The sequence below is a fragment of the Haladaptatus sp. AB643 genome (genome assembly GCF_024136975.1).
Classification (GTDB): domain Archaea; phylum Halobacteriota; class Halobacteria; order Halobacteriales; family Haladaptataceae; genus Haladaptatus.
Window position 1 is genome coordinate 147,770 of sequence record NZ_JAMYJW010000009.1, and the last position, 25,363, is coordinate 173,132.

The window sequence follows — 25,363 nt, forward strand, 5'->3', positions numbered from 1 at the left end:
GATGATTCGCCGTGAGGTTCCTCGAATATCTCTCCGACGGCTTCGACCGTCTCGGAGACCTGCTCCCCCTCGCGGTAGTGCCGCTCCTCGCAACTTTCATCGACATCGACAAGATTCGAAAAGTGTCGGAGGTGAACGGGCTCCGACTTGGAGTGTCGTTTCACTTTCCGACGGGCCTACCGACGTTCTGGACGTTCGTGAGCCTCCCGAACACGACGACGGGGATTCACATCTCGCCGATGTGGTATTTCGTGCCGATATACGCCGTCGTCACGAGCATCCTCATGGGCGGCTTTCTCGGAAGTATCCGGGACGGCATCGAAACCGGCAGCTACGATTTCACGTACAACGCTCGCAACTACTTCCTTCCGCTCTTGGGCTACACGGTTCTGGTGTGGGTCGCCATCCTCGCAACAGGCGGTGCCGCGTTGGTATTTGCGCCGCTCATCTTCGTTGCACTTCTCGTACTGTTGGTTCTGAATTTCGTGTTCTACGGCGTTCCCTTCATCGTCGTCGTGGACGACCGTTCGCTGACCGAGGCGCTCCGACGGAGCTACGAACTCGCCACGGGAGAGTCGAAGTACGCCACTTTCGGCGTCGGCTATCTCGTCGTCGTCTTCCTGCTGTCGCTCGTCGGAACGCTCTTCATCAATCTCGGTATCGCCGGTATCGTTATCGGGGCGGTCCTTTCGGCACCCGTTTCGCTCGCGCTGACGGTCGCCACCGTCGAGTTCTTCATCGATCTCAGGTCGCCGGGGAGCAACCCCGTCGAACGACCACCGACCGAACGGTCCGATTGGCCACCCACCGAACGGTCCGATTACGACTAGCACCCACGATTCTCGGATTTTATCACTGTCGGTGCCGAAGCCGTGGCCATGCACGTTGCAGACGAGCGGCCCTCCAATCGGACGGGAAAAACGACGCGTCGGCGAGCGGAGATGATGACACGTGGGTGATGGTGACGATGGTGACGAAGGCTCTGACCTCCGGAGAATCGCGGTCGAGCAGTTCGGCGACGAGGATGCGGAATTCGTGCGGGCTTCCGCACCCGGCCGGGTGAATCTCATCGGCGGACACACGGACTACAACGGCGGCTTCGTTCTCCCCGTCGTGATCGATCGGCGAACCGAAATCGCGGTGCGCCCCCGCACCGGAACCCGCGACCGTCCCGACCGTACCGTTCGCGCATACTCGACGAACTTCGAAGAGAGTCGTGAGTTCTCCCTCGATTCGCCCCCGAGCGAGGGATCATCGTGGCTCGGCTACATCGAGGGAATCGCCCGGGAACTCGCCAAGGGAGCGCCGGGAGTTTCGGGGTTCGACCTCGTCGTGGACGGCGACGTTCCGATGGGGGGCGGCCTGTCGTCGTCCGCGTCGCTCGAACTGGCGACTGCGACAGCGCTGAACGAGGCGTGGGACTTCGATTACACCCCGACCGAACTCGCGGATCTCGGGTGGCGGGTCGAACGGGAGTTCGTCGGCGTCGAATGCGGCATCATGGACCAGTTCGTCGTCGCGCTCGGCGAGCGGAACCACGCGCTGTTTCTCGACTGCCGCACCCGAAACTACGAGCGCTACTCGCTGGACGAGGACGTTCGCGTCGTCGTGACGAACACGAACGTCGAACACGAGTTGGTCGATTCGGCGTACAACGAGCGGGTCGCCCAGTGCGCGGAAGGCGTCGAACTGCTGGACGAACTCCTGTCCGACGACGTGAGCGCACTGCGTGACGTGTCGGTCGCCGAGTTCGAGGCGGTCGAGGACGAACTTCCGGAGACGATACGAGAGCGGTGCGGACACGTCGTGTACGAGAACGAGCGCGTTCGCGAGGCCGCGAACGCGCTCGAAACAGGCGAGATGGCGCACGTCGGGGAACTGATGGATGAATCGCATCGAAGCCTCCGGGACTCCTACGAGGTCAGCTGTCCGGAGCTCGATTTCGTGGTGGAAACGGCGGGCGACATCGACGCCGAACTCGGTTCGCGGATGACTGGTGCCGGGTTCGGCGGCTGTGTCGTGAGCCTCGTCCGGGCGGAATCCGTCGAATCCTTCGCGGAAACCGTTCGGGAGGCGTATCTCGCCGAAACCGGCATCGAACCCGACGTCTTCCCGTGCGCCGTCGGCGACGGCGCACGGGTCGAAGCGGGACTTGAGAACTGACCGCCACGGAATCGAAACGGCGGAGGAAGGCGGGCGGCGGCGAACGTTCGCCGCCGCCCGCCAGCGAACCGGTGGTTCAAACCTGGGAACCCGGCGGTTCATACCGGTGAGACCGGCGGTTCATACCGGTGAAACCGGCGATTCGTACCGGTGAAAATTTGGAGCACGTACCCACGAGAATTATCGTCCTTCCACGTGTAGGCCGTCGTATGACGGAGATCCTTCCCGAGAAGTCGAAGCGTTTCGTACGTGCCGCGGTCGCCGAACCGGACGAAACCCTGCAAGCGATGGAGGAGCGCGGCGAGGACTTCCCGACCGTCGGTCGGGAAGTCGGGCAGTTTCTGCGGTTGCTCGCGTACGCGGTGGACGCCGAGCGGATTTTCGAGTTCGGGTCCGGTTTCGGCTACTCGGCCTACTGGTTCGCCGAGGCGCTGCCGGAGGACGGCGAAATCGTCCTCACGGAGTACGACGCGGACGAACTCGACGAAGCACGGGAGTACCTCGAAGCGGGCGGGTTCGCCGACCGCGCCACCTTCGAGAACGGCGACGCGAACGAAATCGTCGATCATCACGACGGCCCGTTCGACGTGGTGCTCATCGACCACAACAAGGACGGCTATCCCGAAGCGTGGGAGTCGATCCGAGGGAAAGTCGCACCCGGGGGCGTCGTCATCGCCGACAACGCGATGATCGCCGGGCGGCAGGACTTCGACGCGATTCTCGACGCCATCGAAGGTGGAAACCCGGAGATGAACGAGAACACCCGCGGCATCGCGGAGTATCTGCTGGCGGTGCGCGACGACCCCGACTTCGAGACGAGCGTGATTCCACTGGGCGAGGGAATCGCCGTGAGTTATCGACGATAAGTCGGGAAGAGGGGGGAGGGAAGAGAAGGAAGATCAGAACAGCGCGAGCGCGAATCCGGTGGCGACGAGCGACGCACCGAGCGCGAGTTTGAGTCGGGACGGTTCGACGCGGTGGGCGACCCGCCACCCGACGACGACGCCGAGGAGTTCGGGGACGCCAACCGCGACGGCCAGCGGAACCGACACGGCACCCTGCGTCAGGTAGGTCATCGCCGCGAACGCAGAGAGGAACACCGACTGGACCTGTGCGGCCGCCAGCGCGTCGAGCATCGAGACGCCCAGTACGATGAGGACGGGGACGGCGATGACCGGACCGCCGACGCCGAGCAATCCACCCACAACGCCGATACCGAGCCCGAGACCGCCGAATACCGCGATTCCGACCGTCGAATCGTGGTCGAACGACCACTTCGACCCGAGGCCGTGCCGTTCCCGATAGACGATGGTGACGCCGACGAGGGCGGTGAACGCCGTCAGCATGGTGCCGAACGAACCGGCGGCGAGAATCGTGTTGGCGAACGCCCCGAGGACGGCACCGACGATGCTCGGAACCGTCACGAGAACCGCGAGTCGTCGGCCCGAACGCGACCGGAGTTCGCCGGAACGGACGTACGTGAACGTTCCGAGGAGACCCGTGAACACGAACGTCGTCATCGCCGTCCCGGCGACGACGGACGACGAGACGTCCGTGAGCGCGAACAGGGCGACCGTGATGAAGATTCCGCCGGGGCCGACGGCGGTGATGCCGACGCCCGAGAGGAACGCGATGACGACGAGAATCGTCAGCGTCGTCGGTTCGGGGAGCATCCGTCGGGAATCAGAGTCCTCCGGAGGTCAGCGCGTCGATGAAGCCGGGGAGCGAGGTCACGGCGAGGTAAATCGACAGGAGGACGAGCAGGACGTTCAGCCCGGCCATCACGATGCCGTTCTTGTGCTCGCCCATCGTCTTCCGGTCGTTGACCGCCCAGAACAGCACGAGGGCCGTAATCGGCAGGCCGACGATGCCGTTGTACGCCGGGAACAGGAGTATCATGTCGATGATGCTCAGGCCCGCGAACTGGTGGACGAGCGGCGAGAGGCTACCGAGACCGACGCCGACGGCGTAGATGATCTTGAACTCACGGCTCGCGCTGTCGGCGACCTTGCCGCGCGCGTTCTGCAAGAGGTACGCCGGCGTCCACATTATCGGAATGATGCTGTTGAACGCGGCGGCGACGGTCCCGATGAGGAAGACGTACATCGCCCACTTGCCGAACACGCCCGCCAGCGCCTTGCCGGGCGTGATGAACGTGTCGAGTTGGGTGTATCCCGCGGGGCGCAACACGGCGGCCGCCACGACGACGATGGCCGCCGTCGTCAATCCGCCGACGACGTAGCCGATGCCAAGGTCGCGGCGCATCTCCGGGACGTCGTCCTTGCCGACCCAGCCCTTCTCCGAGACGAGGTTCGATTCGAGGAAGAAGTTCGGCCACAGGGCGGTGGTTCCGATGATTGACGCGGCGAGCGTCAGCGCGCCGACGGCCGGAATCTTCGGGATGAACCCACCCACGAGATGGGTCACGGATGGCGTGCTCACGCCCGCAACGACCATGTAGACCACGAGCAGGATGAGCATCATCGCGGTCATGATCCGCTCGATACCGTCGTAGTTCATCACGCCGACGAGGATGGCGAGCACCCCGGTCACCAGCGCGAGCGGTTGCCAGCCGATGGCACCGCCGAGCAGAATCGAGACGGCCTTGCCGACCGCGGCGGTGAGTTCGAGCGTCCACGCGACACAACCGACCGAGAGGAGTACGGCCAGTACCGTCGCGCCGGTTCCCCCGATTTTCTTACGGACGAACGACATCAACGGTTCGCCGAAAATCCCGAGCCGAGCGCTCATATCCTGCGCCATGAACCCGAGGAACACCGCGCCCACGACCGCCCAGAGGAGACCGTAGCCGTACCGAACCCCTGCGGAACTGGCGATGAACACCGATCCCGACCCGAAGTAGCTCGCGACCATAACGAACCCGAGGCCGTACTTCTGGAAGAAGCCGCTCGTGGCGTCGCGGAGGCCCTCCGAATACTGCGCTATCTTCGACTGCCCACTGCTCTTCGTTGCCATTCTGTCAGTATCGTGGGGCGTCGGCCGTTATTTCCCCATGGCTGTGTGTGCAAGGGGTATTTACGTCAAAAATCGGATTGAAAGGTGTTCTGGCCACGAAAATATAAAATATAATCGGCACTTGAAGTAGGGACGAACGAAGGACCGAGCGCCTTCAGGAGGTCATCCGAGTCGTCCGAGCGTGTCGAGGATAAGGTACGCGACGAGAACGGTTTCGATACCGGCGAGGGCGAGCAGATAGGTCGGCGCAGACCGTTCGTTCCGCTCGGAACCGTCGATGTTCCGATATACTAACGCTCCGGCGAGAATCGAGAATGCGCCCAGAGCAGTTCCGCCCGCCGAACTCGCGGTCACGCCGTCCGTGAACGCCGTCACGGCGTTGTCGAGGACGAACCACAGGCCGAACAGTACGAAGTTGTACGCGTACACGTCGGCCCGACGAATCGCCGGGAATGGGGACGAAGACATCCACGTATCCATCTGCCACAGCCAGTCATCAGTTTTCTGGTGACACCGAAAACGCGAAACGAAGGTCACGACCCTGACCACGAGACTTGGTGGTTGCCTACCTCGGAAATCCGAGCGTCGCCCGTCGAAGGGATTCATCAATATCAGAGAGTGTCGTCAGTAGCAGAGAATATCATCAGTATCAAGATATATTTCTGGATAGCTATCCAGAAATCCATTCAGAATTCCGTACAGAAATCCATCAGTAGGCGGCACGGGAGATCAAAACACCGAAAAAGTGGGTCGTTCCGAACGAGGCCGGGTTCTCAGTCCCGCCGACTGCCGGGTTGCGGGTCCACGTGCGGTTTCGCCATCAGATCCGAAAATCGGGCGTCGTCCAACCAGTCGAGCAACTGCACCAACTGCTCGGTTGCCGCCTCGAACAGTTCCGCCCCTTTCTCGGGCGTCGCGTCGGTCTGATCGCCGAACACACCGTTTTCGCTGTTGTCGATGGCGTCGTAGAAGTTCCGCGCGCCGTGCTTCGTGAGGTTTCCGGCCGAGATGTCCATCAATCCGTCGTCGCGGGCCTCCGCCAGTCGGTCCTCGTGCACGAGTTCCGGCGCGATGTGCATGATCATCGCCGTCTCCTTCGGACCGCCGTGAGGGCCGTTGTGTTCGAAGATGCTGCTCACGAGTTCCGGAATCGATTCGTCCCACATCCACTCGACGGCGAAGGCGACTTCGTCCCGACGGAGTCGCCGTCCGACCTCCCGCAAGTGCTCCATGTTGCCGCCGTGGGCGTTGACGTAGACGATGCGGTCGATACCGTGGTAGGTGAGGTTGCGCGAAAAGCTCTCGACGTAATCGCGGAACTGCGGCGGGTCCACCGACATCGTCCCGTGGAACTGCATGTGATGCGTGCTGACGCCGACGTTTATCGTCGGCGTGCAGAGATAGCCCGCCCGGTCGGCCGCCTCGCGGGCCAACGCTTCGGCGATGAGGTGGTCGGTGGCGAGCGGAAGATGCGGGCCGTGCTGTTCGGTCGAACCCAACGGGACGACGGCGACGGATTCCTCCGCGACGTAGTCCCCGAGGTCCGGCCACGCTTGGTCGGCGAGGTACATACGAGAGGGAGGGTGCCGAGAGGGCATAAATTTCAGCACGCCGGAAAACGATTCTCCTAGGACAGGCGGTGACCGGCGAGCGAGAACCCACAATCAGAACCGCTTTTCGATGGACTCGACCCCGGTCATGACTTCGTCGCGTTCGAAGTAGAGACCTTCGAGGAGGATCAGGGTGATGGCGATGCCGAAGACGAGGCAGAACACGCCGAACTCGGCGGTGTAGAGGTGCCAGACGAAGATCGGGAGAAAGAGCGCCGTTCCGATCAGTCCGACGAGCGGGATGACCGAGATCAGTTCGGAGCGTTGCGTGTAGGCGAGCGCGTTCATCGCGCCGAAGACGACGATGAACGACAGGGACGCGAACTCCGTGATTGCGGTGAGGCTGCCGTACACCGTCAGCAGAATCGTCAGTCCGCCGATGACGAACAGCGTTTTCGTCGGGACGCCCGCTTCCCGCGTCGGGGCGAGTCGGTCGGGAAGCAGGTCGTCGGTGCTCATCCCCTTCGCGAACAGTGCGGTGCTGAACAGGGTCGCGTTGATGGCGCTGGCGGTGGAGGCCACCGCCGCGACGCCGATCAGGACGTACCCGATTCTCCCGGAGAACTCCCGGGCGGCGATGGCGAGCGCGAGGTCGGGGCTGGCGATCACGGCCCGCTGGTTCGCCACGCTGAGCGCGACGAACGCGACGAGGATGTAGGAAAGCGCCGAAACGGGAATGGAGATGTAGACCGCTTTTCGGATCGTCGCGACCGGATTTTCGATACTCTCCTGATCGTAAAAGAGGAGTTGCCACCCTTCGAACGACACGAACGCGACCGCGGCCGCGAGAACGGGTGCGTCCGGCTGTTTCAGTGTCCGTTCGACCCCGAATTCGAGTTGTCCGTGGGTGTAACCGTACCTGATGCCGAGGATGATGAACAACAGGACGATGATGAGTTTGAGGGCGACGAGGAGGTCTTCCACCACGCCGGATTCGTGGACGCCGAGGAGGTTGACGCCGATGAAGCCGACGATAACGAGGAGGGACAGGACGGGCCGCGACGGGAGGCCGAGGAACGGGAGTTCGGTGATGCCGAAGATAGCTCCGAAGTACGCACCGAACGCGTAGGCGTACATCGCCATCGTGCCGACGTACCCGACGATCAGCGTCCATCCGACCATCCCGGCCAGTGTCGGCCGGTCGAGAAAGACCTCGATGAAGGCGACCGCACCGCCGGACTCTTCGGTCGTCGGAACCCGTTCGTTGAGCTTGACGTAGGAGTAGCCGGTCGCCATGACGACGATACCGGCGATGAGGTAGGCGACCCACGCGGTCGGGCCTGCGACCCGTGCCACGACGCCGAGGACGGCGAAAATCCCCCCGCCGATGATCCCACCGAGGGCGAACGAAACGGCTTCCGTGAGGCCGAGTCGCTCCGTCACCATCCGTCGTACACGAGGACGCGACTGCTCGAATTGGGTCCTCGAATCGACCCGGAGTAGTCACACGACGGGACGCACTTACGCATCGGCATCGACGGCCTCCCGTTCCCGTTTTCGAACCCGACCGAGCGTATAAATCACGTACACCGCGATGAGCGTGACGAGGCCACCGGCGATGACGTCGCTCCAGAGAACGTTGTCCGAGACGAGACTGGAAACGGTCGAGATGCCGAAGACTATCAGCCCCAACAGGGCGATCATCCATTCGCTCACGAACGAAAGCGACCGACTTCGAAGCAGTCCAACGATGTAGAGGCCCGCGAACAAAACTATCGCGAGGCCCAACAGTGCGTGATCCTCGACTCGAAACTCGGAGCGGAGCGTGAGCGGCGAGAACGTGATCCACAGTCCGAGGAGAACGAGGAGACCGTGCAACCAGATGAGTCTCCGACGTTCGTGCTGGTCGAGTTGCGGGGCCACGGATGCAACGCTCATAGCGAGGTCTGTTACCAGAGTATGTCCTCGGTGGCGACGATAATAAGCGTATTCCACGTTGTCACGTTGGACCCGAGTTTCGAACGGTCCCGGCGGAAGCGTGCGTCGAGCAGGAATTCCGCCGGAAGCGTACGTCGAGTCGAATTACAGTCGTTTCGTCATTCGATGGCGCTTGGTCACGTAGTCGTCGCGCCGGTAGAGCGACTGAGCGACGTGGTTTTCCGCGTGAACGTCGAGCGAGATAAACTCACACCCCTGCCGTCGTGCCCACGATTCGCCCCGCGAGAGGAGCGCGGTAGCTATTCCGTGCCGTCGGTGGCTTCGGCGGACGAACAGGCCGTCGATGTAGCCACGTGGGCCGCGGGCGAAGACGGGCGGGGAATCCCGTTTTTCGACCGATACGTAGCCGATCAAGCCGTCGTCGTCCGCGACGAACGTGGCGATGCTCGCGTCGGAGAAACGGTCTTTCACGTACGAAAATACGTTCGCCCTGACCCCGTGGTCGGCCAGCGTGTCGAAGTCGTCCATCTCCGCCATCTCGCGAGCGAACGGGACCCAGAGGTCGTCCACGAACCGGACGAGTTCCCCCGCTCGCAGTCGTCGAATTCGCATCAGGTCGCCTCTCCGAACCCGTGTTCGGCGAGATATCGCTCGACGTCCGGTCGCGCCGCCTCGCGTTTTTCCTGATGATCACGAAGGAAGGTTTCGAGGCGCTCCTTGGCGATTTGTTTCAGTTCGCCCGAGAGCATCGCGCCGGATTCGTACTTTCGCCGGATTCGTTCGAGTTCGTCGTCGTCCCGAACGAGGTGGAACGCGAGCAGTTCGAACACCATGTCGTCCTCGACGGTTCCCCCTTTCTCGCGGTGTTCCTCGACGCTGGCGCGACCGCCGGTCTTCGCCGCGTCGATTTTCCGCTTCGCGTCCTCGACGGTATCCGTGAGTGCGATGTAACTCGTCGGGTCGGACGAACTCATCTTCCCCCCTTGTAGCCCGCGCATGAACCGATGGTACGTACTCGCGGGTTTTACGTACGCGGTCTCGCGGTAGCGCGAGGCGACGTCCCGCGTCAGGCGAACGTGCGGGTCCTGGTCGATGCCGACCGGGACGACCGTCGGTTTCGGCCCGCCGTTCTCGGGTGCCTGCGGCCGGAGAATGTCGGCGTACTGGGTCAGCGCCGAGGATATCTTTCCGGGTGAGGTCGCGCCGTAGGTCGCCTCGAACTCGTTTTCCGTGATGTACCGCGAGAACAGTTTGCTCCGGGCGAGGTGGTCGTTACCCGCCCCCGACTGGAAGTAAAAATCCGTCCTGTCGAGATCGAGCCCCGCCGCGACGTAGTTCAGAAGGTACTCCTCGACCACCAGTTCGCGGGCGTCTTCGAGCGACACGTCGCGCGTCGCGTAGGCTTCGATATCCGCCGCACAGAGGGTGACCTCGGCACCCATCTCCTGAAACATGCGGACCTGCTCGACCACGGCGAGGTGGCCGAAGTGGAAGACGCCGGAGGGCATGAGGCCAGTCATGACGGCGAACGGGTCGCCCCGGTCGCGGGCGTCGAGGACGGTTTCGAGGTCGCGCTGGCCGAAGACGATGCCGCGCCGGACGAGGCGATTATCGGGAAGACGGTCGGCGAGCGGGCCGATGGGTTCGATGCCGAACCCCTCCATCGTCGCCGAGTAGTCGGCGATTTCGACGTCGCCCCACGGGTCGATGTCGGTCATCGGCCATCACCGCCGAGCGAATCGCTGGTGGAGAACGGACTATCGGTGAAACGATACGACAGGATCAGTTGACTATGCCGTGGTCGGCCAAAATCGACCACCGGCAGTAGTGAACGAAGACATGCCGGTTGCTACTCCGGGAGTTGCGGGCAAAAGGGTTTCGCGGGCGTGAGAGACGGTGGCAAACGCGAGTGGCCGAGCGAGCGATTCGGCCGCCATGGCGGCCGAATCGCAGTTGTCCGTGGCTATCGTAGGGGAGCCATCATGGCAACCGAGATCGGCCGAAAAGAGATCGTTGTTGCGATTCGAAATGCGCCAGCGCCGGTGGTGAACACGTCGTATCTCGCGGACGAGTTGGGCGTCCCCCGTGAGCGACTCGGCGACCAACTCGCGGAGTTGGTCGCCGATGGCGTCCTCGAACACACGGAAGCGCGCGGCCGAGGCCACCTCTGGTGGCTCTCGGCCGCGAGCGAACTGGCCGAGTGAAAAAACGGGGACGACATTGGAGGAATCGGCCGATTGCCCACTTCGCAACACCGGCGCAACTGGACGGTACTGAGGCGTCAATTCAGTTAACGATCATCGGAGCCTCGCCGACCCATCTGTCCGTCTCCGCCGCACGGACCATGAACGCCGCCACAGTAGCTCGCGAGACCGTTGACAAGGTTGTGAGTCCGAGATACCCCGTTCGATAGTCACGAGTGCGTGGGCCGCTCCTGAGCCACGGCGGTCTGACCATGACCCATTCGCAATCGCTCGCCGAGAGCGTTCTCATGAGTCGTTCTCCTCCCCCGGTGAGATCACCTGCGACGAGGTCCACCGCGGACGAGAGAACTCGTCCCGAAACGGAGAACGGGTCTTTTGGATGGGAAATAACTCTGCCGCCGAGAATCACGACCCGTGGAACGTCGTGTGCTTGCATCGCAGTGAGGATGTTCTCCCCGCCGCGAATCGCCACGTCGATAGGGGAACCTTCTGCGGGGCCGAGCGCGCTGAGGACGGCATCGGCCCCCTGCACGGCGCGTTCGACCGCATCAGTGTCGAGAGCGTCACCCTGGACAATCGACAGATGGCTGTTGTCGCGGTGGATCGAATCCACTTTCTCCGGACTGCGAACGAACGCTCGTACCTCGTGCTCCCGTAACAGCGCGGTATCCACGACGTGACGGCCGACGCGCCCCGTCGCCCCAAACACGACGACTTCCATTCAGTTCCCGTCCCCTTCTCTCGTCTCGAGAATGATCTTCCCGCAGAGGTGCCCGTTCTCGCTCAACTCGTGTGCCTGCTGTGCTTCGGCCAGCGGGAACACCGTATCGAGCGTCGGCGCGACGGTACCGTCTTCGAGGAGTTTGGTAATCTCGTCGAGCCATTCCCGGTCGAGGGTGTCCGACCGTTCGACGCGGATGCCGTGCTCGTCGGCCGCCTCCTCCTGTTCCGGCGTGAGGTTCAGCGGGAGATTGTCGATGACCCCGCCCTCCTTCGTGATTTCGAGCGAGCGGGTGAAGGTACCGCCACCGATCGCGTCGATCACCACATCGACCGGTTCGATGGCGTCCTCGAAGCGCTCTTCGCGGTAGTTGACGAATTCGTCCACGCCCAAATCGCGGAGATACTCCTCGTTCGAACCGGAAGCGGTTCCGATGACGTGGGCACCTCGCCGCTTTGCGAACTGGACGGCGAAGTGACCCACGCCGCCCGCCGCGGCGTGAATCAGCACCCTCTGACCGGGTTTGAGGTCGGTCAGTTGCATGGACCGCCACGCGGTGAGTCCCGCCATGGGAACACCGGCCGCCGCCTCGAACGACAGCGACTCCGGTTTCTGACCGAGTTTTCCTTCCGTAGGGGAAACCGCGACCGCTTCCGCGTACGCGCCGCCGTCGCCCGGAAACGGCAGTATCCCGTACACTTCGTCGCCCGGTTCGAACTCGGTCACGTCCATGCCGACTTCATCGACGACCCCGGCGATATCCCATCCCGGAATCCACGGGAGGTCGATGGGGAATGGGGCTCCTTGCCGAATTTTACAATCGGCAGGGTTCACACCGGCCGCGTGAATCCGGACGCGGACCTCGTCGTCGGCCGGTTCCGGAGTCTCTATCTCCTCGTACCGGAGATTCGATGCATCGCCAAACTCGTGAATACGTACTGCTTTCATCCGTGAATTCTCCTGAATTCGTGGTCGTGCTGTACCGCGCTGTGCGCGTTTTTCGTCCGCGCCGTCGGACGCATCGTGTTGCTGTCTGACCACACCGAACGCTACGTCTCCCCGGCGGATGCACCGACTGCCCCGAAAGTGGGGCAGTATTTAAGGGAACGTCGCATGAGTAGTAGCACGGTAGGCGACCAAATCGGACAGGATACGCGATACTGCATGAGATCGATAACGTTCACCATCACTCGACCTGACGGGTTTTACCCGGCCGTCCACGAACTGCTCGTCAGCGAATCCGCCCCCGTCCGAAAATCCATCCTCCACTTGAACACACTGGACGACGGGACGATGGTCATGTTGGCCCACGTCCATGGGAATCCCGACCGCACGCGTCGACTGATCGAGCAAAACCCGGACGTGATCGACTACAGCGTTTCGGAGGAAGGGGACGGTACCGGACTCATGTACGTTCACAGTCATTTTCCGGAACCGATACGTGGGATCCTCCGCCCCCTCGACGAACACGAGGTGTTCTTCGAGTCCATCGAATACATCTCCGAGGAGGAAATCCGCGTGACCATGATCGGCGAGACTAACGAAGTGTTGCAGCGGGCGCTCGCCGCAATCCCCGAGGAGATCAACATCAGCGTCGAGCGCATCGGCGTGTACTCTCCGGGGACGAGCGATCTCACCGGATTATTGACCGACCGCCAACAGGAGATTTTGGACATCGCGATGGAACTCGGCTACTACGAGAATCCGCGCCGTGCCACCCACGGGGAAATCGCCGAGCGCGTCGGAATCGACGCGAGCACGGTCAGCGAACACATGCGAAAGATCGAAGCCCGAGCGTTCGCGTTCCTCGCTTGAAATTCGATATAGGAGCACAAGGGAGGAGTATTCGTTCTCACTCGTTCGGCAACAGCGCGTACAGTCCGAGTGCCATCGCCGACAACACGCCCAGAATGATGAACGCGAGATTCAATTCGTTCGCGTCGGCGAAGACCCCCATAAACGTCGAACCGAGCGAACCGACGAGGAAGAAACCGGTTCTGATGAATCCCCACGCCGAGCCTTGAAGGTGGTCGGGGAGCGCGCCGACGATGAAGGAGTTCGTGACGGCGTTGACCGCCATGCGCGTACCGAGAATCCCGACGACGACCGCTATCGCGAGTTTTCCAGAGACGAGCGTCAGTGCGATGGGAGCGACGACGCCGATGGCGGTGACGACGAGGAGGACGGGTTTGATGCCGATTCGGTCGGCGGCACTGCCCGCGACGATTTGGGACGCCGCGCCGACGACGAACATGAACCCGAACAGCAGGGCGGCGGTTCCCTGACTCAGTCCCTTCGTCTGGAGATACGTCGGGAGGAACGCGGTGATCCCCTGATAGGCGAAGAGCAATATCGCCACCGAGAGGGTCGCGAGCAGGATGGAGCGGTCCGAGAGCGTCCCGACGAGTTCGCCGAACTCCGGTAGCGTGGAGGACGAGGCCGTGTCGGATTCACCGCCGTCGGAGACGGCGTCGGTCTCCGACGGGTCGTCGCTCCGACGGTCGTCCTCGGCGGGACGTTCGGGGACGACGTTCCACGCCATCACCGCCATGACGAAGAACGGGACCGCCAACCCGGCGAGGATGGCCCGCCAGCCGACATCGGTCACGACCGCCGCCGCGATGTTCGGGAGGAACGCGGACCCGAGGCTACCGATGGCCAACGTGATGCCGAACGCCGCGCCCGCGTTCCGCGTGAACGTCCGCGAGAGGACCGTCCCCCGACTCGGGCCGTAGAGGCCGGACGTGAGTCCGTAGGCCGCGCTGCCGAGGAAGAAGACGCCGAAAGCCGGCGCGAACCCGAGGAGGAGCATGCTGAATCCGGACAGACCGAGGCTCGCGGTCAACAGCCGTCGCTCCCCGAGACGGTTGACCAACACCCCCGCCGGGAACTGCATCAAGGCGTAACCGATCCAGAGGGCGGTGATGGCGAGTCCGGCGAGCGAGTCGGAGATGTGGAGATTCGATTCGATCTGGGGCAACAGCGTCGGGAGGATAAACCGCATACCGAGCGTGAACGCCCACCCGATTGCGACGGTGACGAGCAGCCAGCCCCGGCCGTCACCGCGGAGGCCGCGAACCGTCTCCCGTAACTGTCGAGATAGCGAACGATAGCGAGCGGACATCTGGTAGTTCGAGGATGGTTCGGCGGCCGGTTAAATGGGCGGATGTCACCCAATCTTCACCGGTATTCCGCCGTCACGACGATACCCGGCCCCCCTCGCCGGAGCGGTTTTGTCGATAGGGGTCGTCATCGCTCGGACGATGGAAACGGAATCGGAACCGGTTCGGGGACTCGTGGACGTGGACGTACAACCGCTGTCGGCGTTACATGAGCGCGTTGGGGAGCGCGTCGAACTCACGGTCGGCGGCGACCCCGACGAGGACGCGCTCGTCGACGAATTGGCCGACATGGACGTGGTGTTCACGACCTCTCGCCTGCCGATTTCGCGGCGAGTCCTGGAAGCGACGAACCTCTCGGTGGTCGCCAAGTTCGGCACCGGCCTCGACAACGTCGATGTCGAAGCCGCGAACGACCACGGAATCCCGGTGACGCACACGCCCGGACTCAACGCGCTCTCCGTGGCCGAACACGCGCTCGGCCTCCTGCTGGCGACGCTCCGACGAACGGTTCACGCCCAGCGCGTCCTCGAATCCGGCGGCTGGCGGGACGAAACGCCCATCGGTCGGCAACTCTCGGGGAAGACGGTCGGCATCGTCGGCTACGGTCGAATCGGCCAGCGGTTCGCCACGCTGCTCGACGGGTTCCACGCCGAAACGCTCGCGTTCGATCCGTACGTGGAGCAGGAGGACGCGGAACTGACGGGCACGGCGATGACGACGCTCGATTCCCTGTTGGAACGGAGCGACGCCGTCGTGATCACCACCGAGTTGACCGACGAGACGCGCGGCATGCTCGACGAAGCGGCGTTCGCCGCGATGAAACCGTCGGCCGTCGTCGTCAACGTCGCACGGGGGGCAGTCATCGACCAATCGGCACTCATCGGGGCGCTCCGCGACGAAACCATCGCCGGTGCCGGACTCGACGTGTTCGAGTCGGAGCCGCTGACCCCCGATTCGCCGCTCCACGGGTTCGAAACGGTCACGCTGACGCCGCACATCGCGGCGCGAACCGAGGAGGCGAGCGTGGCCTGCATCGACCGTTTGGCGACGAACGCGCTCGCCCTGCTCGACGGGCGGACGGTTCCCGACCGCTATCTGGCGACGGGGTCGGGGTTACGATGATCGGACCGACAGGTCGGCCCCTTGCAATCGACGGGCGTTGATGGCGACGATGACCGTGCTCGCGGACATGAGCACGGCACCGACGGCGGGCGAGAGCAGGATGCCGAACGGCGCGAGGACGCCCGCCGCGAGCGGGAGCGCGAAGACGTTGTACCCCGTCGCCCAGACGAGGTTCTCCTGCATCTTCCGGTAACTCGCACGGCTGAGGCGGATCAGTTTCACCACGTCGAGCGGGTCGTTCTCCACGAGGACGATGTCGGCGGATTCGATGGCGACGTCGGTACCGCTCCCGATGGCGATTCCGACGTCCGCGCGCGTCAACGCCGGTGCGTCGTTCACGCCGTCGCCGACCATCGCCACGCGCTCGCCGCCCGCCGTGAGGTCCGTGACTCGCTCGTCCTTCTCCTCCGGCAGCACCTCGGCGAAGTAGGTGTCGATACCCAGTTCGTCGGCCACGGAACGGGCGACGGCCTCGCTGTCGCCCGTCAGCATGGCGACTTCGATTCCCATCCCGTGGAGCGCATCGACGGTCCGCTTGCTCGCCTCCCGAACCACGTCCGCCAGCGCGAATCCGGCGACGACGTTCCCGTCGGAGACGAGGTAAACGACGGTCTGGCCCTTCTCACCGGCAGTTCGGGCGAAGTCCGAAATGTTCTCGGGGAGAGCGGCATCGAGGGAATCGAGCAGGTTCGGCCCGCCGACGAGCGTCTCTCGGGTCTCGACCGTCGCGCGAACGCCGCGACCCTTGATGTTCTCGAAGTCGCTCGCGGTCGGGATCGAGACGTCCTCGTCGTTCGTGTGGCGACGGACCGCTTCGGCGATGGGGTGTTCGGAGTCGGCTTCGACGGCGGCCGCGACGGCCGATGCCCGCCGGTCGTCCCATCCGTCCGCCGTCTCGACGTCGACGACGCCCTGTTTTCCTTCCGTGAGCGTCCCCGTCTTGTCGAACATGACGATATCGAGGTTTCTGGCGTCCTCCATCGCGGTGCGGTCACGGACGAGGACGCCGTTCGTCGCGGCCATCGAGGTGGTGATGGCGACGACCAGCGGGACCGCCAACCCGAGCGCGTGCGGGCAGGCGATGACCAACACCGTGACGACGCGTTCGACCACGTCGAGGCCGAACCCCGTGGCGAGAATCCACGCGACCGCCGTGACGGCGGCGACGCCCAGCGCGACGTAGAACAGCCACCCGGCGGCCCTGTCGGCCAGCAGTTGCGTTCCGGATTTGCTCCCCTGTGCCTCCTCGACGAGTCGCACGATACCGGCGAGGGCCGTCTCGTCGCCGGTCGCCCCGACTCGGACCCGGAGACTTCCGTCCCCGCTGTTGACCGTTCCGCCGATGACGTCGTCGCCGGGGTGTTTTCCCACCGGGCGCGATTCGCCGGTGATCATGGCTTCGTCGGCGGACGACTCGCCGTCCTCGACCGTACCGTCCGCGGGGATGCTCGCCCCCGGTCGGACGAGCACTCGGTCGCCGACTTGCAAGTCGGCGACCGGAACCTCGTCCGTCGTTCCGTCATCCGTGATTCGCTCCGCCGTATCCGGCATCAGTCGGGCCAGTTCGTCCAGCGCACCGGAGGCCTGCCGGACGCTCCGCATCTCCATCCAGTGACCCAACAGCATGACGTCGATGAGCGTCACGAGTTCCCAGAAGAAGCCCATCGTCCCGGGGAGGACGAACACCGCCGCGATGCTGTAGACGAACGCGACCGTGATGGCGAGCGAGATGAGCATCATCATCGCTGGTTGGCGGTTTTCGAACTCGACCCGCGCCATCGAGAGGAAGGGAACCCCGCCGTACGCGAAGACGATTACGGCGAAAACCGGCGTTACCCACTCGCTCCCCGGAAATCTGATCGCGGTGTAGCCGAGCGTCAGTTGAACGAACTCGCTGAAGTAGAGCACCGGTACCGAGAGAACGAGACAGACCCAGAACCGACGCCGAAACATCCCCTCGTGGCCGTGATGGTCTATCTGCGCCGGACGGTCGTCGCGGGACGACGGTGTTTCGGCGTCGTGTGGTTCCCCAGGACTATCCGAACTGACGTGTGACATCTTCACCCACCCTGGAGGGGATACGCCGGTGAGAATCATCAAGCTGTCCACAATTATGCGTTCGGAACACGAGATAACCGTCCGTAGAGGTGGTGAAACTGGGGAATTTATTTATTATGAACGATTCTGATAACAATCCTGTCGTGTAATTTTTTGGCCAATAGCGTTTTGGATGCCATCTCCCTGATGGGTAGCAATGGCAGCGAACGCCCCTCCAGCATCCCGCGCTCGAAACGTCCTCCTGATCTGTCTCGATACCGTTCGGGCGGACTTCTTCGCCGAGTACGCGAAGCGTCTCCAACGACTCTCGGACGTGACGTTCACCGGGTGTCGCGCCGCGAGTTCGTGGACGGTTCCGAGTCACGCGAGCATGTTTACCGGGGAGCTACCCTCCAAACACGGCGTCCACACGTACAACCGCCGGTTCGATACCATCGACCGCGACGAGACGTTCCTGTCGGAGTTGGACGGGTACACGACGTTCGGCGTGAGCGCCAACGCCTTCGTCAGCCCGACGTACGGCTTCGATTCGTGGTTCGACGAGTTCGCCGCTGTCGAACCGAAACACCGCTATCCGGAGGCGACGAGCCTCAACGAGGTCGGCCAGGAAACCGACGGCTCCGAGAAGTACACGGAGTTCCTTCGGGCGGCGATGGCGGACGACCACCCAATAGAGAGCCTGAAAAACACGGCCTACGGTGTGCTCCACCAGACGACGAAGACGGGTCCCGTCCCGAAACTGGTGGACAACGGTGGGTCGGCGGTGCTCGACGCGACGAAACGACGGGCCGACGATGCCGACGAACCGTTCTTCGGTTTTTGTAACCTGATGGACGCGCACACGCCACTTCAGCCGTGCCGGGCGTACGACTCGGAGCTACTTCGTGGCGTGCCGAACTCGTGGACCTCGGAACAGTACGGCGTCTGGGAACTGATGAACGGGGAAGACGAGCACGAGGACTACTGGCGTATCCGTCGGCAGGTGTACGGCGCGACGATCGAGTACATAGATCGACTCCTCTCGACGTTCGTCCACGACGTGCTCGATTCGTCGCGGCGCGAGACGACGATCATCGTCACGGCGGACCACGGCGAGAACCACGCCGAGGAAGCCGACGACTACCTCGCAAACCACAAGAGCAGCCTCTCGGAAGGGCTGTTGCACGTGCCCCTCTGTATCATCAACCCACCGGCGGGCTACGAACCGGAGGAAACCGGGTACGTCTCGCAACTCGAACTCGGCCGTCTCGTCACTGGGCTTGCGAACGGCGAGACGCCCGACGTCTCGCACGACGAGATACCGGCCGAACTGGTCGGGCTGAGCGCCGGACCGGAACCGCCGGAAAACCGGGAGTACTGGGACCGGATGATGCGCTGTGCGTACGAGGAAGGGGAAAAGACGGTCTGGGATTCGCTCGGGACGCGAACCGAGTACGAACTCGACCCGAGTCGGCTATCGTGGCAGCGGAAGGTCGAATCGGACGAGGACGGAGCGGACGAACCGGACGACGAGTCCCCGTTCTTCGCGGACGCCATCGCCGAGGCGAAAGCGACGGCCCAAAGCGAAGACCGGGACGAATCGGACGACGAAATCGACGCATCGACCGAGTCGCGCCTGCGAGAGCTGGGATATCTGTGAGTGGATCCCGCATCCCTCCGGGGGGAGGGATACCGACGGTTCGACGCCGGACCGACGAAACACAAGAAATAACCACCGACGGTCGGATACCAACAGCAGACGCCAATGGCTGACGACTCCTCGGACTCATACTCACCACTGAAATCGATCTCCCGTGGCGCGTCCTTCTTCATGGTCGGGAAAGGGCTCGACAGCGGGCTTCGGTTTCTGTTGAGCATCGTGCTGGCACGTGGGCTCACTACTGGTGGAAACGCTGTCATGTTCAGCGTCTACACCTTCGGGTTCGTCGTCATCCAATTCGTGGAGGTGCTGGCAAACCTCGGCACCGACCAGTCCATCCTGAAGTTCATCCCCCAGTACGAGGACGAACCGAGGAAACGGCAGCGGATGGTCGGACTGGCGTATCTCACGTCGCTGATCGCCGGTTGTGCCGTCGGCCTGGGGCTCTACATCGGGGCACCAGTCATCACGGGAATCGCGGCCGAGTCCTTTCGGCCGTACCTGACCGACGTGCTTCGAGTCCTCGCCGTCATCGTGCCGTTTTTCACGCTCACGAGTTGTATCAAGAGCGTCTTCAAGAGCCTCGAACTGCCGGAGTATCAGGTGTTCATCATGAACGTCCTGACGCCGGTAGTGCGGTTCGCCCTCGTCGGTGTCGCGCTGCTCCTCGGGTACGAACTCGTCGGCGTGACGGCGGCGACGGTCGTCGCCACGATTCTCGTCTTCGCCGCGGCGGCGTGGCTCGTGTGGTCGAAGACCGACCTCGTGCCGTCGTTCCGGGCGTCGAAAGGCGAAATCAAGGAGTTCTACAACTTCTCGCTGCCGTTGACGCTGAATCAGGCCGGGTACGTCCTCTCGAACCGCGTCGATATCATCATGATCGGCATCTTCGTCACGTCGATGTCGGACGCCGCGGGAATCTACCGGGCCGCCGCCGTACTGGCCGGACTGCTCATTCTGCCGCTGAGCGCGTTCAGCCAACTGTTTCCCCCCATCGCCTCCCGACTGTACAGCAACGGGAAGATGGACGACCTCGAATCGCTGTATCGACGGGTCACGCGCTGGACGTTCACGATGGCGCTGTTTCCGGCGGTCGGCGCGGTAGTCTTCGCCCACCAACTGCTCCTCCTGTACGGTAACGCGTTCACGCAGGGGGAAGCGATTCTGTTCCTGCTCGTCGTCGCGCAACTGGCGAACGCCAGCGTCGGCCCGAGCGGTTACGTGTTGATGATGACCGACAACCAGTACCTCGCGCTCGCGAACCAGTGGATTCTGGGCGTCTGCAACGTGGTTCTCAACTACGTCTTCATCCAGCAGTTCGGCCTCATCGGGGCCGCCATCGCCACGGCGACGGTCATCATCTCGGTCAACGCACTCCGCGTCGTCGAGGTGTGGCACTTCGTCGGTCTCTTCCCGTACTCACGAAAATACGCCAAGCCGATAATCGCGGGCGTCCTGTCCGCGGTTTCCATGCTCGGCGTGAAGGCCGCCGTCGGCGGACCGCTCTCGGCACACCTCCCGACGACCGCGGCCGCGCTCGCACAGGGTGTGGTCGGCGGCGTCGTCGGCCTCGCCGTCTTCGCCGGGGTGCTCTACCTGCTCGGCATCGAGCGGGAGGACCGGGAGTTCGTCTCCGAAAACGTCCCGCTGTGAGATTCGTCGAGCGTTTTGACGTATGTATCGCGAAGACAGCGGGAGTCTCGAATGAGAATCCCGAGTGAAAGTCCCGAGCACGCGGCGACGCCGCGTGCTCGGGTGGTGACGGCGGTTGGATTTTCCGCGGTTCGGTTTTCCCCGGTTCGGTTTTCCCCGGTTCAGGTTTCAGCGATTTTCGACCTTCCGGTGACTTTCGGCTTTCGTCTCAGTAGGTGAGGCTGAAGTGCTGGGAGTCGTTGCCGGTGCCGCCGTTCTCGTAGGTGAAGTAGTAGTCGATGGCGTCACCGGACGAGAAGTCGCCGACCACGTAGTCGGGAGTGGTTTCGAGCGTGTGGGTGTCGCCGCTCTTGTTCATCCGGTAGTTGTACTGTGACCCGCCGTTGACGGTGTAGTGAACGTCCACCCAGTTCGACCCGACGTTCGAGACGAACGTGAACGACAGTTCGTCGACGGTTGAGTCGCTGTCCGACCCGTCGATGCGGGAAACGCTTTGGTTGAAGTCGCCACTGCCCGACGAGTTCGTTGTGACGCTCACTGTGTTGGACGCGCTCGACTCGTTGCCCGCACCGTCCACGGCCGTCACGGAGAAGTCGTAGGTCGTCCCGCCGGAGAGTCCGGAGACCGTCGTGGACGTGGTACCCGCCGAGACGGTCCCGTTCTGCGAACCGTTCACGTAGACCGCGTAGTGGTCGAGTCCCGACCCGCCGGTGTCGCTCGCGGCGCTCCAACCGAGATCGACCGACGACGTGGTGTGGCCGGACGACGAGAGGTTCGACGGGGACGACGGTGCAGTCGAGTCTCCCGAACCGCCACCGCTGCTCCCGCCGGTGCTCGAATTCATCGAGTTGGCTCCGACGGAGAGCGACGTACCGTCCGAGAAGTTCACCGTGATCGCCGCGTTCCCGCCGTTGTAGGCGACGTAGGTCTTGTCGCTCCCGCTCCCGAAGACGTACGCCAGCGGATAGTCCGCGGTGACCGACGGGTTGGGGTTGCCCATGCCGTCGATGGCGTAAATCCAGTGGTACGTGTGCGCCTTCGTCTCGCCCGATTCCGGCGTGTAGGAGCCTTTCTTGGCTTGGAACATGCTCTTGGCGTCGCTCGGGTTCGAGAACACGCGGTAGTTCCACATGATGTCGGGCCAGAGGTTCCAAGCGCCGCCGTTGTCGTCGTTGGCCACCGCCTCGGAGTAATTTCGCTCGGCCAAGTCGGCGTCCCAGCCGAGATACAGCGAGTGACCGGCGTACGGCAGGTAGTTGATGCCGTGTACCGCCTCGGCGTCGGCGTTGAACCACGTCGCGTAGGAGTACTTGTCGCTCCAGACGATACCCGCCGTGTCGTGACCCCAGGCGTCGGGTTGGTTCCCGTCGTCCACGTCGAACCAGTACTCCATCGCGGAGATGACCTCGTGGGTGTATAGGTAGGCCGCCCAGTTCAGCATCTCGTCGTTGTCGGTGTACACCGCCCACTCGACCATCGCCCCGTAGGCGTTGATGGCCTCCGAGGACGATTCCTGGTCGTTGCCGTCCGCGAACTCCGCGGTACCGGCGGCCCACGAGTGACCGCCGAACGGGCTGAAGTTCCGCAAAAACGGGAACGAATCGGCGGGATTGGTCGCGGGTTCCTGTGCGTTGGCGCGGTTCGGCCGTTCCCAGTTGGCGAAGTCACGGACGATGAGGTCGACCATGCCGCCCCAGTTGCCGTCGTCGCCCCACGAGTCGTCGGTTCGCGAGAGGGCGGCGGCACCGCGGACGAAGTAGCCGTAGTGGAAGTGGTGGTCGTTGAGGCCCGACGCCGACCCGTACGAGTCGGGGTAGCCGATGAACGTGCCCCAACTGTCGTCGTAGTAGAACAGGTTCGAACTCTCGCTGCTTCCGGCGACCAGCCAGTCCTCCATCCGCGACTGGATGGCGTCGTACAGCGCGTCGCGTTTGCTCGTGTTACCGACCTGGTCGGCGATGGGTGCGGCCGCGGCCGCCCGACCGAACTCCTTCCCGGTCGAGTACGTGTCGCTGCCGCCGAGGCTCGACGACACGTCACCCACGTAGCCCGAGAGTTCCGATTCGTCGTACGTGCCTCGGTCGGGGAGATACGGGAGGACACCTCGGAACGGGTGGGTCGTCGTGAACGACGACCCGCTGGTCGTCTTCATCGTCCCGCGGGGGCACACGTACGTGTCGCTCAGCAGGGCCTCGTCCGTGTACTTGTGCTGGTGCGGATACAGTCCCGTTATCGTCCCGCTGGCCTGACTCTCGGCCTTGTCGTCCGTGTTGAACGAGTAGGTCGTTCGGACCTCGCTCGCGGACTGGTCGTAGGTCGGACTGACGCGAGTCGCGTCACCGGCCCCGGTGTCCATGACGAAGTTGTAGGCGTACTCCTCGAACGTGTCGAGCGTCGAGGTGTTACCGTCGGGGAGGATGGCTATCGACAGATAACCGCCCGACAGCCCGTTGGTCAGCGTGGCCGAACCGGTGCCGGACCAGTCGTCGCCCGACGGCGCGAACAGGCCGTAGTGGTTGCCGTTGTGGGTCACGCCGAGGACGTTCCCGCGGTCGGCCCAGACGTTCGGGGTCGCCGGAAAGTCCAGTTCCGCACCGCCGCCCGTGTACTCACAGAAGACGAAGGGCAACCCCGTCGTCAGCGACGCCCTGAGGGTCGTCCCCGTTCCGCTTCCCCATTTCAGCGTCACGGACCAGTCGCTGTGGCCGTCTACGCGCGTGTCGGCGAACGATGAGGTGGCGGTGTGGCCCAGCGTGAAGTCGCTGCTGACGTCCATTATCGCGGCAGTGTCAGAGGTCGTCCACGTCGACGGGTTGCCGACTTCGAGACCGGCCTCCACCGCCTGTCCGTATCCGGGGTCGAAAAAGAGGTTCTCCGAATACCCCTCGACCAGTGCCGACGTCCACCAATCGTTCGATGGAAGCGGCGCTTGGACGTTCCCGGTCGTATACAGCGTCGAAGGTGGTCCGTCCTCTCCCGATGGCTTCGTCCCGGCGTAACTTCCGTTGCCGACGCCGTGAACGTCGCTTGCCGCCATTGCCGGTGCGGGAATCCCCGCCGCGCCGGCCAGTCCGGCGGCCCCGAACGCCTTGAAATACGTGCGCCGCGAGAGCGATAGCCCGTCGTTCGATTCGGCTGGTTCGTCCGATTCGTCCGTCTGACTCTGCCGTTCGTCGGCAGAATTGCGAGTTGGCTCGTGCATATGTTCGTGTCCTGCTGTGCGATTAATCCCTGATCAATCGCAATAAAATACTACTTATTGAGTAGTTATAATTATTACTCAAAAATTTGAATTATTAACGGGTAGCGACCATACTAATAATTATTTGATACGAGTGGTGACGAGTGAACCCGAATCCGGAACTCGTCGATCACCACCCGTCATCGTTCATCGCCACCCCATCATCCATCACCCCCGTCACCGTTCATCGCCACCCCCTCATCCATCACAATCCACGTGAGGACCACGCTCACAGCGGACGGTTGATCACGCGTAAGTGTTCGGGAAAGCGAGCGAAACGACGATCGAATGGGGAGAACGGAAGCAGTTATCCCGTTTCCGCCCGCGTTTCCGTCGCTTTCTTTACCGCTTCGCGGCCGCCCATCGCGGCCGCGACCATCGAGAGACCGCTCGTGAAGAGGCCGATACCGAACAGGAGTCCGACGGCCCACGTCGCGGAACTCGGGTACGACAGCCAGACGAAGAAGGCGACGAGGATCGACGCAATTCCGCTGATGGCGATCCATAGCCACCCGCGCTCCGGTCGGAGTCGGAACCCCATGGCCAACTCGACGGCCCCCTCGACGAGGAAGAAGATGACGAGGAGGATGGTTAGCGCCGTGAGTCCGACCAGCGGGTTCAGGAGGAACGCGATACCGCCGATGGCGAAGATGATTGCCAACAGCAGTTGAAAGACGAATCCCGTCCACCCGCGCCCCGAAAACGCGTGGACGAAGTGGGCGACCGCACCGATCACGAGGTACACGCCGAACAGAAACGACAGCGTGATTCCCGTGAAGAACGGCGTCAGGATCGCCAGTAAGCCGACGATAGTGAGTACGACGCCGACACCCATGAGGAGTCGCCACGTATCTTGAATCGTGTTTGCCAGTCGTTCCCTGTCGTACGTCTCCGCGGTTGTCATCCTTGAAATCCCCCGGACCGTGTACGACGGTCTCCGGAATAAAAGGATGCACAAACGTGCAGCGGTATCGGG

The 25,363-nt window shown here is 63.2% G+C and carries 22 protein-coding genes; 8 read left to right on the forward strand and 14 right to left on the reverse strand.

Annotated features, from left to right (window positions below; genetic code table 11):
• Positions 1-11 precede the first annotated feature (11 nt).
• From NKF25_RS17360 to NKF25_RS17370, 3 genes are all read left to right on the forward strand, one after another.
• Positions 12-830, forward strand: a complete 819-nt coding sequence (locus NKF25_RS17360; protein ID WP_253227918.1) for a hypothetical protein — start codon at positions 12-14, stop codon at positions 828-830.
• A 121-nt stretch (positions 831-951) separates the two neighbouring features.
• Complete coding sequence (gene galK / locus NKF25_RS17365) at positions 952-2,163, forward strand: galactokinase (RefSeq protein ID WP_253227919.1); 1,212 nt, start codon at positions 952-954, stop codon at positions 2,161-2,163.
• Between the two features lie 209 nt (positions 2,164-2,372).
• Positions 2,373-3,029 (forward strand): O-methyltransferase, encoded by a 657-nt coding sequence (locus tag NKF25_RS17370; RefSeq protein ID WP_253227920.1) that lies wholly within the window; start codon positions 2,373-2,375, stop codon positions 3,027-3,029.
• A gap of 33 nt (positions 3,030-3,062) precedes the next feature.
• Here the strand turns inward: NKF25_RS17370 and NKF25_RS17375 are convergent, their stop codons facing one another.
• The 8 genes from NKF25_RS17375 to trpS all read right to left on the reverse strand — a co-directional run bounded on the left by NKF25_RS17375 (position 3,063) and on the right by trpS (position 10,345).
• The gene (locus NKF25_RS17375; protein ID WP_253227921.1) at positions 3,063-3,836 is read right to left on the reverse strand and encodes a sulfite exporter TauE/SafE family protein; all 774 of its coding nucleotides are present in this window, start codon (positions 3,834-3,836) and stop codon (positions 3,063-3,065) included.
• Positions 3,837-3,846: 10 nt separating this feature from the next.
• Positions 3,847-5,139 (reverse strand): divalent metal cation transporter, encoded by a 1,293-nt coding sequence (locus NKF25_RS17380; RefSeq protein WP_253227922.1) that lies wholly within the window; start codon positions 5,137-5,139, stop codon positions 3,847-3,849.
• Positions 5,140-5,301: 162 nt separating this feature from the next.
• Complete coding sequence (locus NKF25_RS17385; RefSeq protein ID WP_253227923.1) at positions 5,302-5,607, reverse strand: hypothetical protein; 306 nt, start codon at positions 5,605-5,607, stop codon at positions 5,302-5,304.
• Between the two features lie 305 nt (positions 5,608-5,912).
• The gene (locus NKF25_RS17390) at positions 5,913-6,710 is read right to left on the reverse strand and encodes a creatininase family protein (RefSeq protein ID WP_253227924.1); all 798 of its coding nucleotides are present in this window, start codon (positions 6,708-6,710) and stop codon (positions 5,913-5,915) included.
• 93 nt (positions 6,711-6,803) lie between these two features.
• Positions 6,804-8,135 carry an APC family permease gene (locus NKF25_RS17395; protein ID WP_253227925.1) on the reverse strand — a complete coding sequence of 444 codons (1,332 nt, stop codon included), beginning with the start codon at positions 8,133-8,135 and terminating at the stop codon, positions 6,804-6,806.
• Positions 8,136-8,210: 75 nt separating this feature from the next.
• The gene (locus tag NKF25_RS17400; protein ID WP_253227926.1) at positions 8,211-8,627 is read right to left on the reverse strand and encodes a QueT transporter family protein; all 417 of its coding nucleotides are present in this window, start codon (positions 8,625-8,627) and stop codon (positions 8,211-8,213) included.
• Positions 8,628-8,771: 144 nt separating this feature from the next.
• The gene (locus NKF25_RS17405) at positions 8,772-9,239 is read right to left on the reverse strand and encodes a GNAT family N-acetyltransferase (RefSeq protein WP_253227927.1); all 468 of its coding nucleotides are present in this window, start codon (positions 9,237-9,239) and stop codon (positions 8,772-8,774) included.
• A complete protein-coding gene (gene trpS, locus NKF25_RS17410) occupies positions 9,239-10,345 on the reverse strand; it encodes a tryptophan--tRNA ligase (protein WP_253227928.1) in 1,107 nt (368 codons plus the stop codon). Before trpS ends, NKF25_RS17405 begins: the two co-directional genes overlap by 1 nt.
• A 264-nt stretch (positions 10,346-10,609) precedes the next feature.
• Here trpS and NKF25_RS17415 point away from each other — a divergent pair, with 264 nt between their 5' ends.
• Positions 10,610-10,831 (forward strand): hypothetical protein, encoded by a 222-nt coding sequence (locus NKF25_RS17415; protein WP_253227929.1) that lies wholly within the window; start codon positions 10,610-10,612, stop codon positions 10,829-10,831.
• Positions 10,832-10,913: 82 nt separating this feature from the next.
• Here the strand turns inward: NKF25_RS17415 and NKF25_RS17420 are convergent, their stop codons facing one another.
• A complete protein-coding gene (locus NKF25_RS17420; RefSeq protein ID WP_253227930.1) occupies positions 10,914-11,552 on the reverse strand; it encodes an NAD(P)H-binding protein in 639 nt (212 codons plus the stop codon).
• Entirely contained in the window at positions 11,553-12,500 is a 948-nt protein-coding gene (locus NKF25_RS17425) for an NADP-dependent oxidoreductase (protein WP_253227931.1), read from the reverse strand. It abuts the gene before it with no gap.
• Positions 12,501-12,716: 216 nt separating this feature from the next.
• Here NKF25_RS17425 and NKF25_RS17430 point away from each other — a divergent pair, with 216 nt between their 5' ends.
• Entirely contained in the window at positions 12,717-13,367 is a 651-nt protein-coding gene (locus NKF25_RS17430; RefSeq protein ID WP_253227932.1) for a helix-turn-helix domain-containing protein, read from the forward strand.
• Positions 13,368-13,404: 37 nt separating this feature from the next.
• On the opposite strand, the gene NKF25_RS17435 is transcribed toward NKF25_RS17430, so the two are convergent.
• Entirely contained in the window at positions 13,405-14,676 is a 1,272-nt protein-coding gene (locus tag NKF25_RS17435) for an MFS transporter (RefSeq protein WP_253227933.1), read from the reverse strand.
• Positions 14,677-14,815: 139 nt separating this feature from the next.
• Here NKF25_RS17435 and NKF25_RS17440 point away from each other — a divergent pair, with 139 nt between their 5' ends.
• Positions 14,816-15,796 (forward strand): hydroxyacid dehydrogenase, encoded by a 981-nt coding sequence (locus NKF25_RS17440; protein ID WP_253227934.1) that lies wholly within the window; start codon positions 14,816-14,818, stop codon positions 15,794-15,796.
• Here NKF25_RS17440 and NKF25_RS17445 read toward each other — a convergent pair.
• Positions 15,788-17,749 carry a heavy metal translocating P-type ATPase gene (locus NKF25_RS17445; protein ID WP_253227950.1) on the reverse strand — a complete coding sequence of 654 codons (1,962 nt, stop codon included), beginning with the start codon at positions 17,747-17,749 and terminating at the stop codon, positions 15,788-15,790. The two genes, NKF25_RS17440 and NKF25_RS17445, sit on opposite strands and share 9 nt — an antisense overlap.
• Before the next feature lie 301 nt (positions 17,750-18,050).
• Between NKF25_RS17445 and NKF25_RS17450 the strand changes: the two genes are divergently transcribed.
• Positions 18,051-19,493, forward strand: a complete 1,443-nt coding sequence (locus NKF25_RS17450; protein ID WP_253227935.1) for a sulfatase-like hydrolase/transferase — start codon at positions 18,051-18,053, stop codon at positions 19,491-19,493.
• Between the two features lie 105 nt (positions 19,494-19,598).
• Complete coding sequence (locus tag NKF25_RS17455) at positions 19,599-21,146, forward strand: flippase (protein WP_253234820.1); 1,548 nt, start codon at positions 19,599-19,601, stop codon at positions 21,144-21,146.
• Positions 21,147-21,354: 208 nt separating this feature from the next.
• Here the strand turns inward: NKF25_RS17455 and NKF25_RS17460 are convergent, their stop codons facing one another.
• Together NKF25_RS17460 and NKF25_RS17465 are read right to left on the reverse strand one after the other, a co-directional pair.
• On the reverse strand, positions 21,355-24,348 hold the full coding sequence (locus NKF25_RS17460; protein WP_253227937.1) for a glycosyl hydrolase: 2,994 nt from the start codon (positions 24,346-24,348) through the stop codon (positions 21,355-21,357).
• A gap of 346 nt (positions 24,349-24,694) precedes the next feature.
• Complete coding sequence (locus tag NKF25_RS17465) at positions 24,695-25,291, reverse strand: HdeD family acid-resistance protein (protein ID WP_253227938.1); 597 nt, start codon at positions 25,289-25,291, stop codon at positions 24,695-24,697.
• Positions 25,292-25,363: the final 72 nt, after the last annotated feature.

Bases quoted from the DNA above. Each gene is read 5' to 3' on its own strand.
- NKF25_RS17370 (WP_253227920.1), top strand. From the start codon at position 2,373: ATGACGGAGATCCTTCCCGAGAAGTCGAAGCGTTTCGTACGTGCCGCG.
- NKF25_RS17375 (WP_253227921.1), bottom strand. From the start codon at position 3,836: ATGCTCCCCGAACCGACGACGCTGACGATTCTCGTCGTCATCGCGTTC.
- NKF25_RS17380 (WP_253227922.1), bottom strand. From the start codon at position 5,139: ATGGCAACGAAGAGCAGTGGGCAGTCGAAGATAGCGCAGTATTCGGAG.
- NKF25_RS17385 (WP_253227923.1), bottom strand. From the start codon at position 5,607: ATGTCTTCGTCCCCATTCCCGGCGATTCGTCGGGCCGACGTGTACGCG.
- NKF25_RS17390 (WP_253227924.1), bottom strand. From the start codon at position 6,710: ATGTACCTCGCCGACCAAGCGTGGCCGGACCTCGGGGACTACGTCGCG.
- NKF25_RS17395 (WP_253227925.1), bottom strand. From the start codon at position 8,135: ATGGTGACGGAGCGACTCGGCCTCACGGAAGCCGTTTCGTTCGCCCTC.
- NKF25_RS17400 (WP_253227926.1), bottom strand. From the start codon at position 8,627: ATGAGCGTTGCATCCGTGGCCCCGCAACTCGACCAGCACGAACGTCGG.
- NKF25_RS17405 (WP_253227927.1), bottom strand. From the start codon at position 9,239: ATGCGAATTCGACGACTGCGAGCGGGGGAACTCGTCCGGTTCGTGGAC.
- trpS (WP_253227928.1), bottom strand. From the start codon at position 10,345: ATGACCGACATCGACCCGTGGGGCGACGTCGAAATCGCCGACTACTCG.
- NKF25_RS17415 (WP_253227929.1), top strand. From the start codon at position 10,610: ATGGCAACCGAGATCGGCCGAAAAGAGATCGTTGTTGCGATTCGAAAT.
- NKF25_RS17420 (WP_253227930.1), bottom strand. From the start codon at position 11,552: ATGGAAGTCGTCGTGTTTGGGGCGACGGGGCGCGTCGGCCGTCACGTC.
- NKF25_RS17425 (WP_253227931.1), bottom strand. From the start codon at position 12,500: ATGAAAGCAGTACGTATTCACGAGTTTGGCGATGCATCGAATCTCCGG.
- NKF25_RS17430 (WP_253227932.1), top strand. From the start codon at position 12,717: ATGAGATCGATAACGTTCACCATCACTCGACCTGACGGGTTTTACCCG.
- NKF25_RS17435 (WP_253227933.1), bottom strand. From the start codon at position 14,676: ATGTCCGCTCGCTATCGTTCGCTATCTCGACAGTTACGGGAGACGGTT.
- NKF25_RS17440 (WP_253227934.1), top strand. From the start codon at position 14,816: ATGGAAACGGAATCGGAACCGGTTCGGGGACTCGTGGACGTGGACGTA.
- NKF25_RS17445 (WP_253227950.1), bottom strand. From the start codon at position 17,749: ATGTTTCGGCGTCGGTTCTGGGTCTGTCTCGTTCTCTCGGTACCGGTG.
- NKF25_RS17450 (WP_253227935.1), top strand. From the start codon at position 18,051: ATGGCAGCGAACGCCCCTCCAGCATCCCGCGCTCGAAACGTCCTCCTG.
- NKF25_RS17455 (WP_253234820.1), top strand. From the start codon at position 19,599: ATGGCTGACGACTCCTCGGACTCATACTCACCACTGAAATCGATCTCC.
- NKF25_RS17460 (WP_253227937.1), bottom strand. From the start codon at position 24,348: ATGCACGAGCCAACTCGCAATTCTGCCGACGAACGGCAGAGTCAGACG.
- NKF25_RS17465 (WP_253227938.1), bottom strand. From the start codon at position 25,291: ATGACAACCGCGGAGACGTACGACAGGGAACGACTGGCAAACACGATT.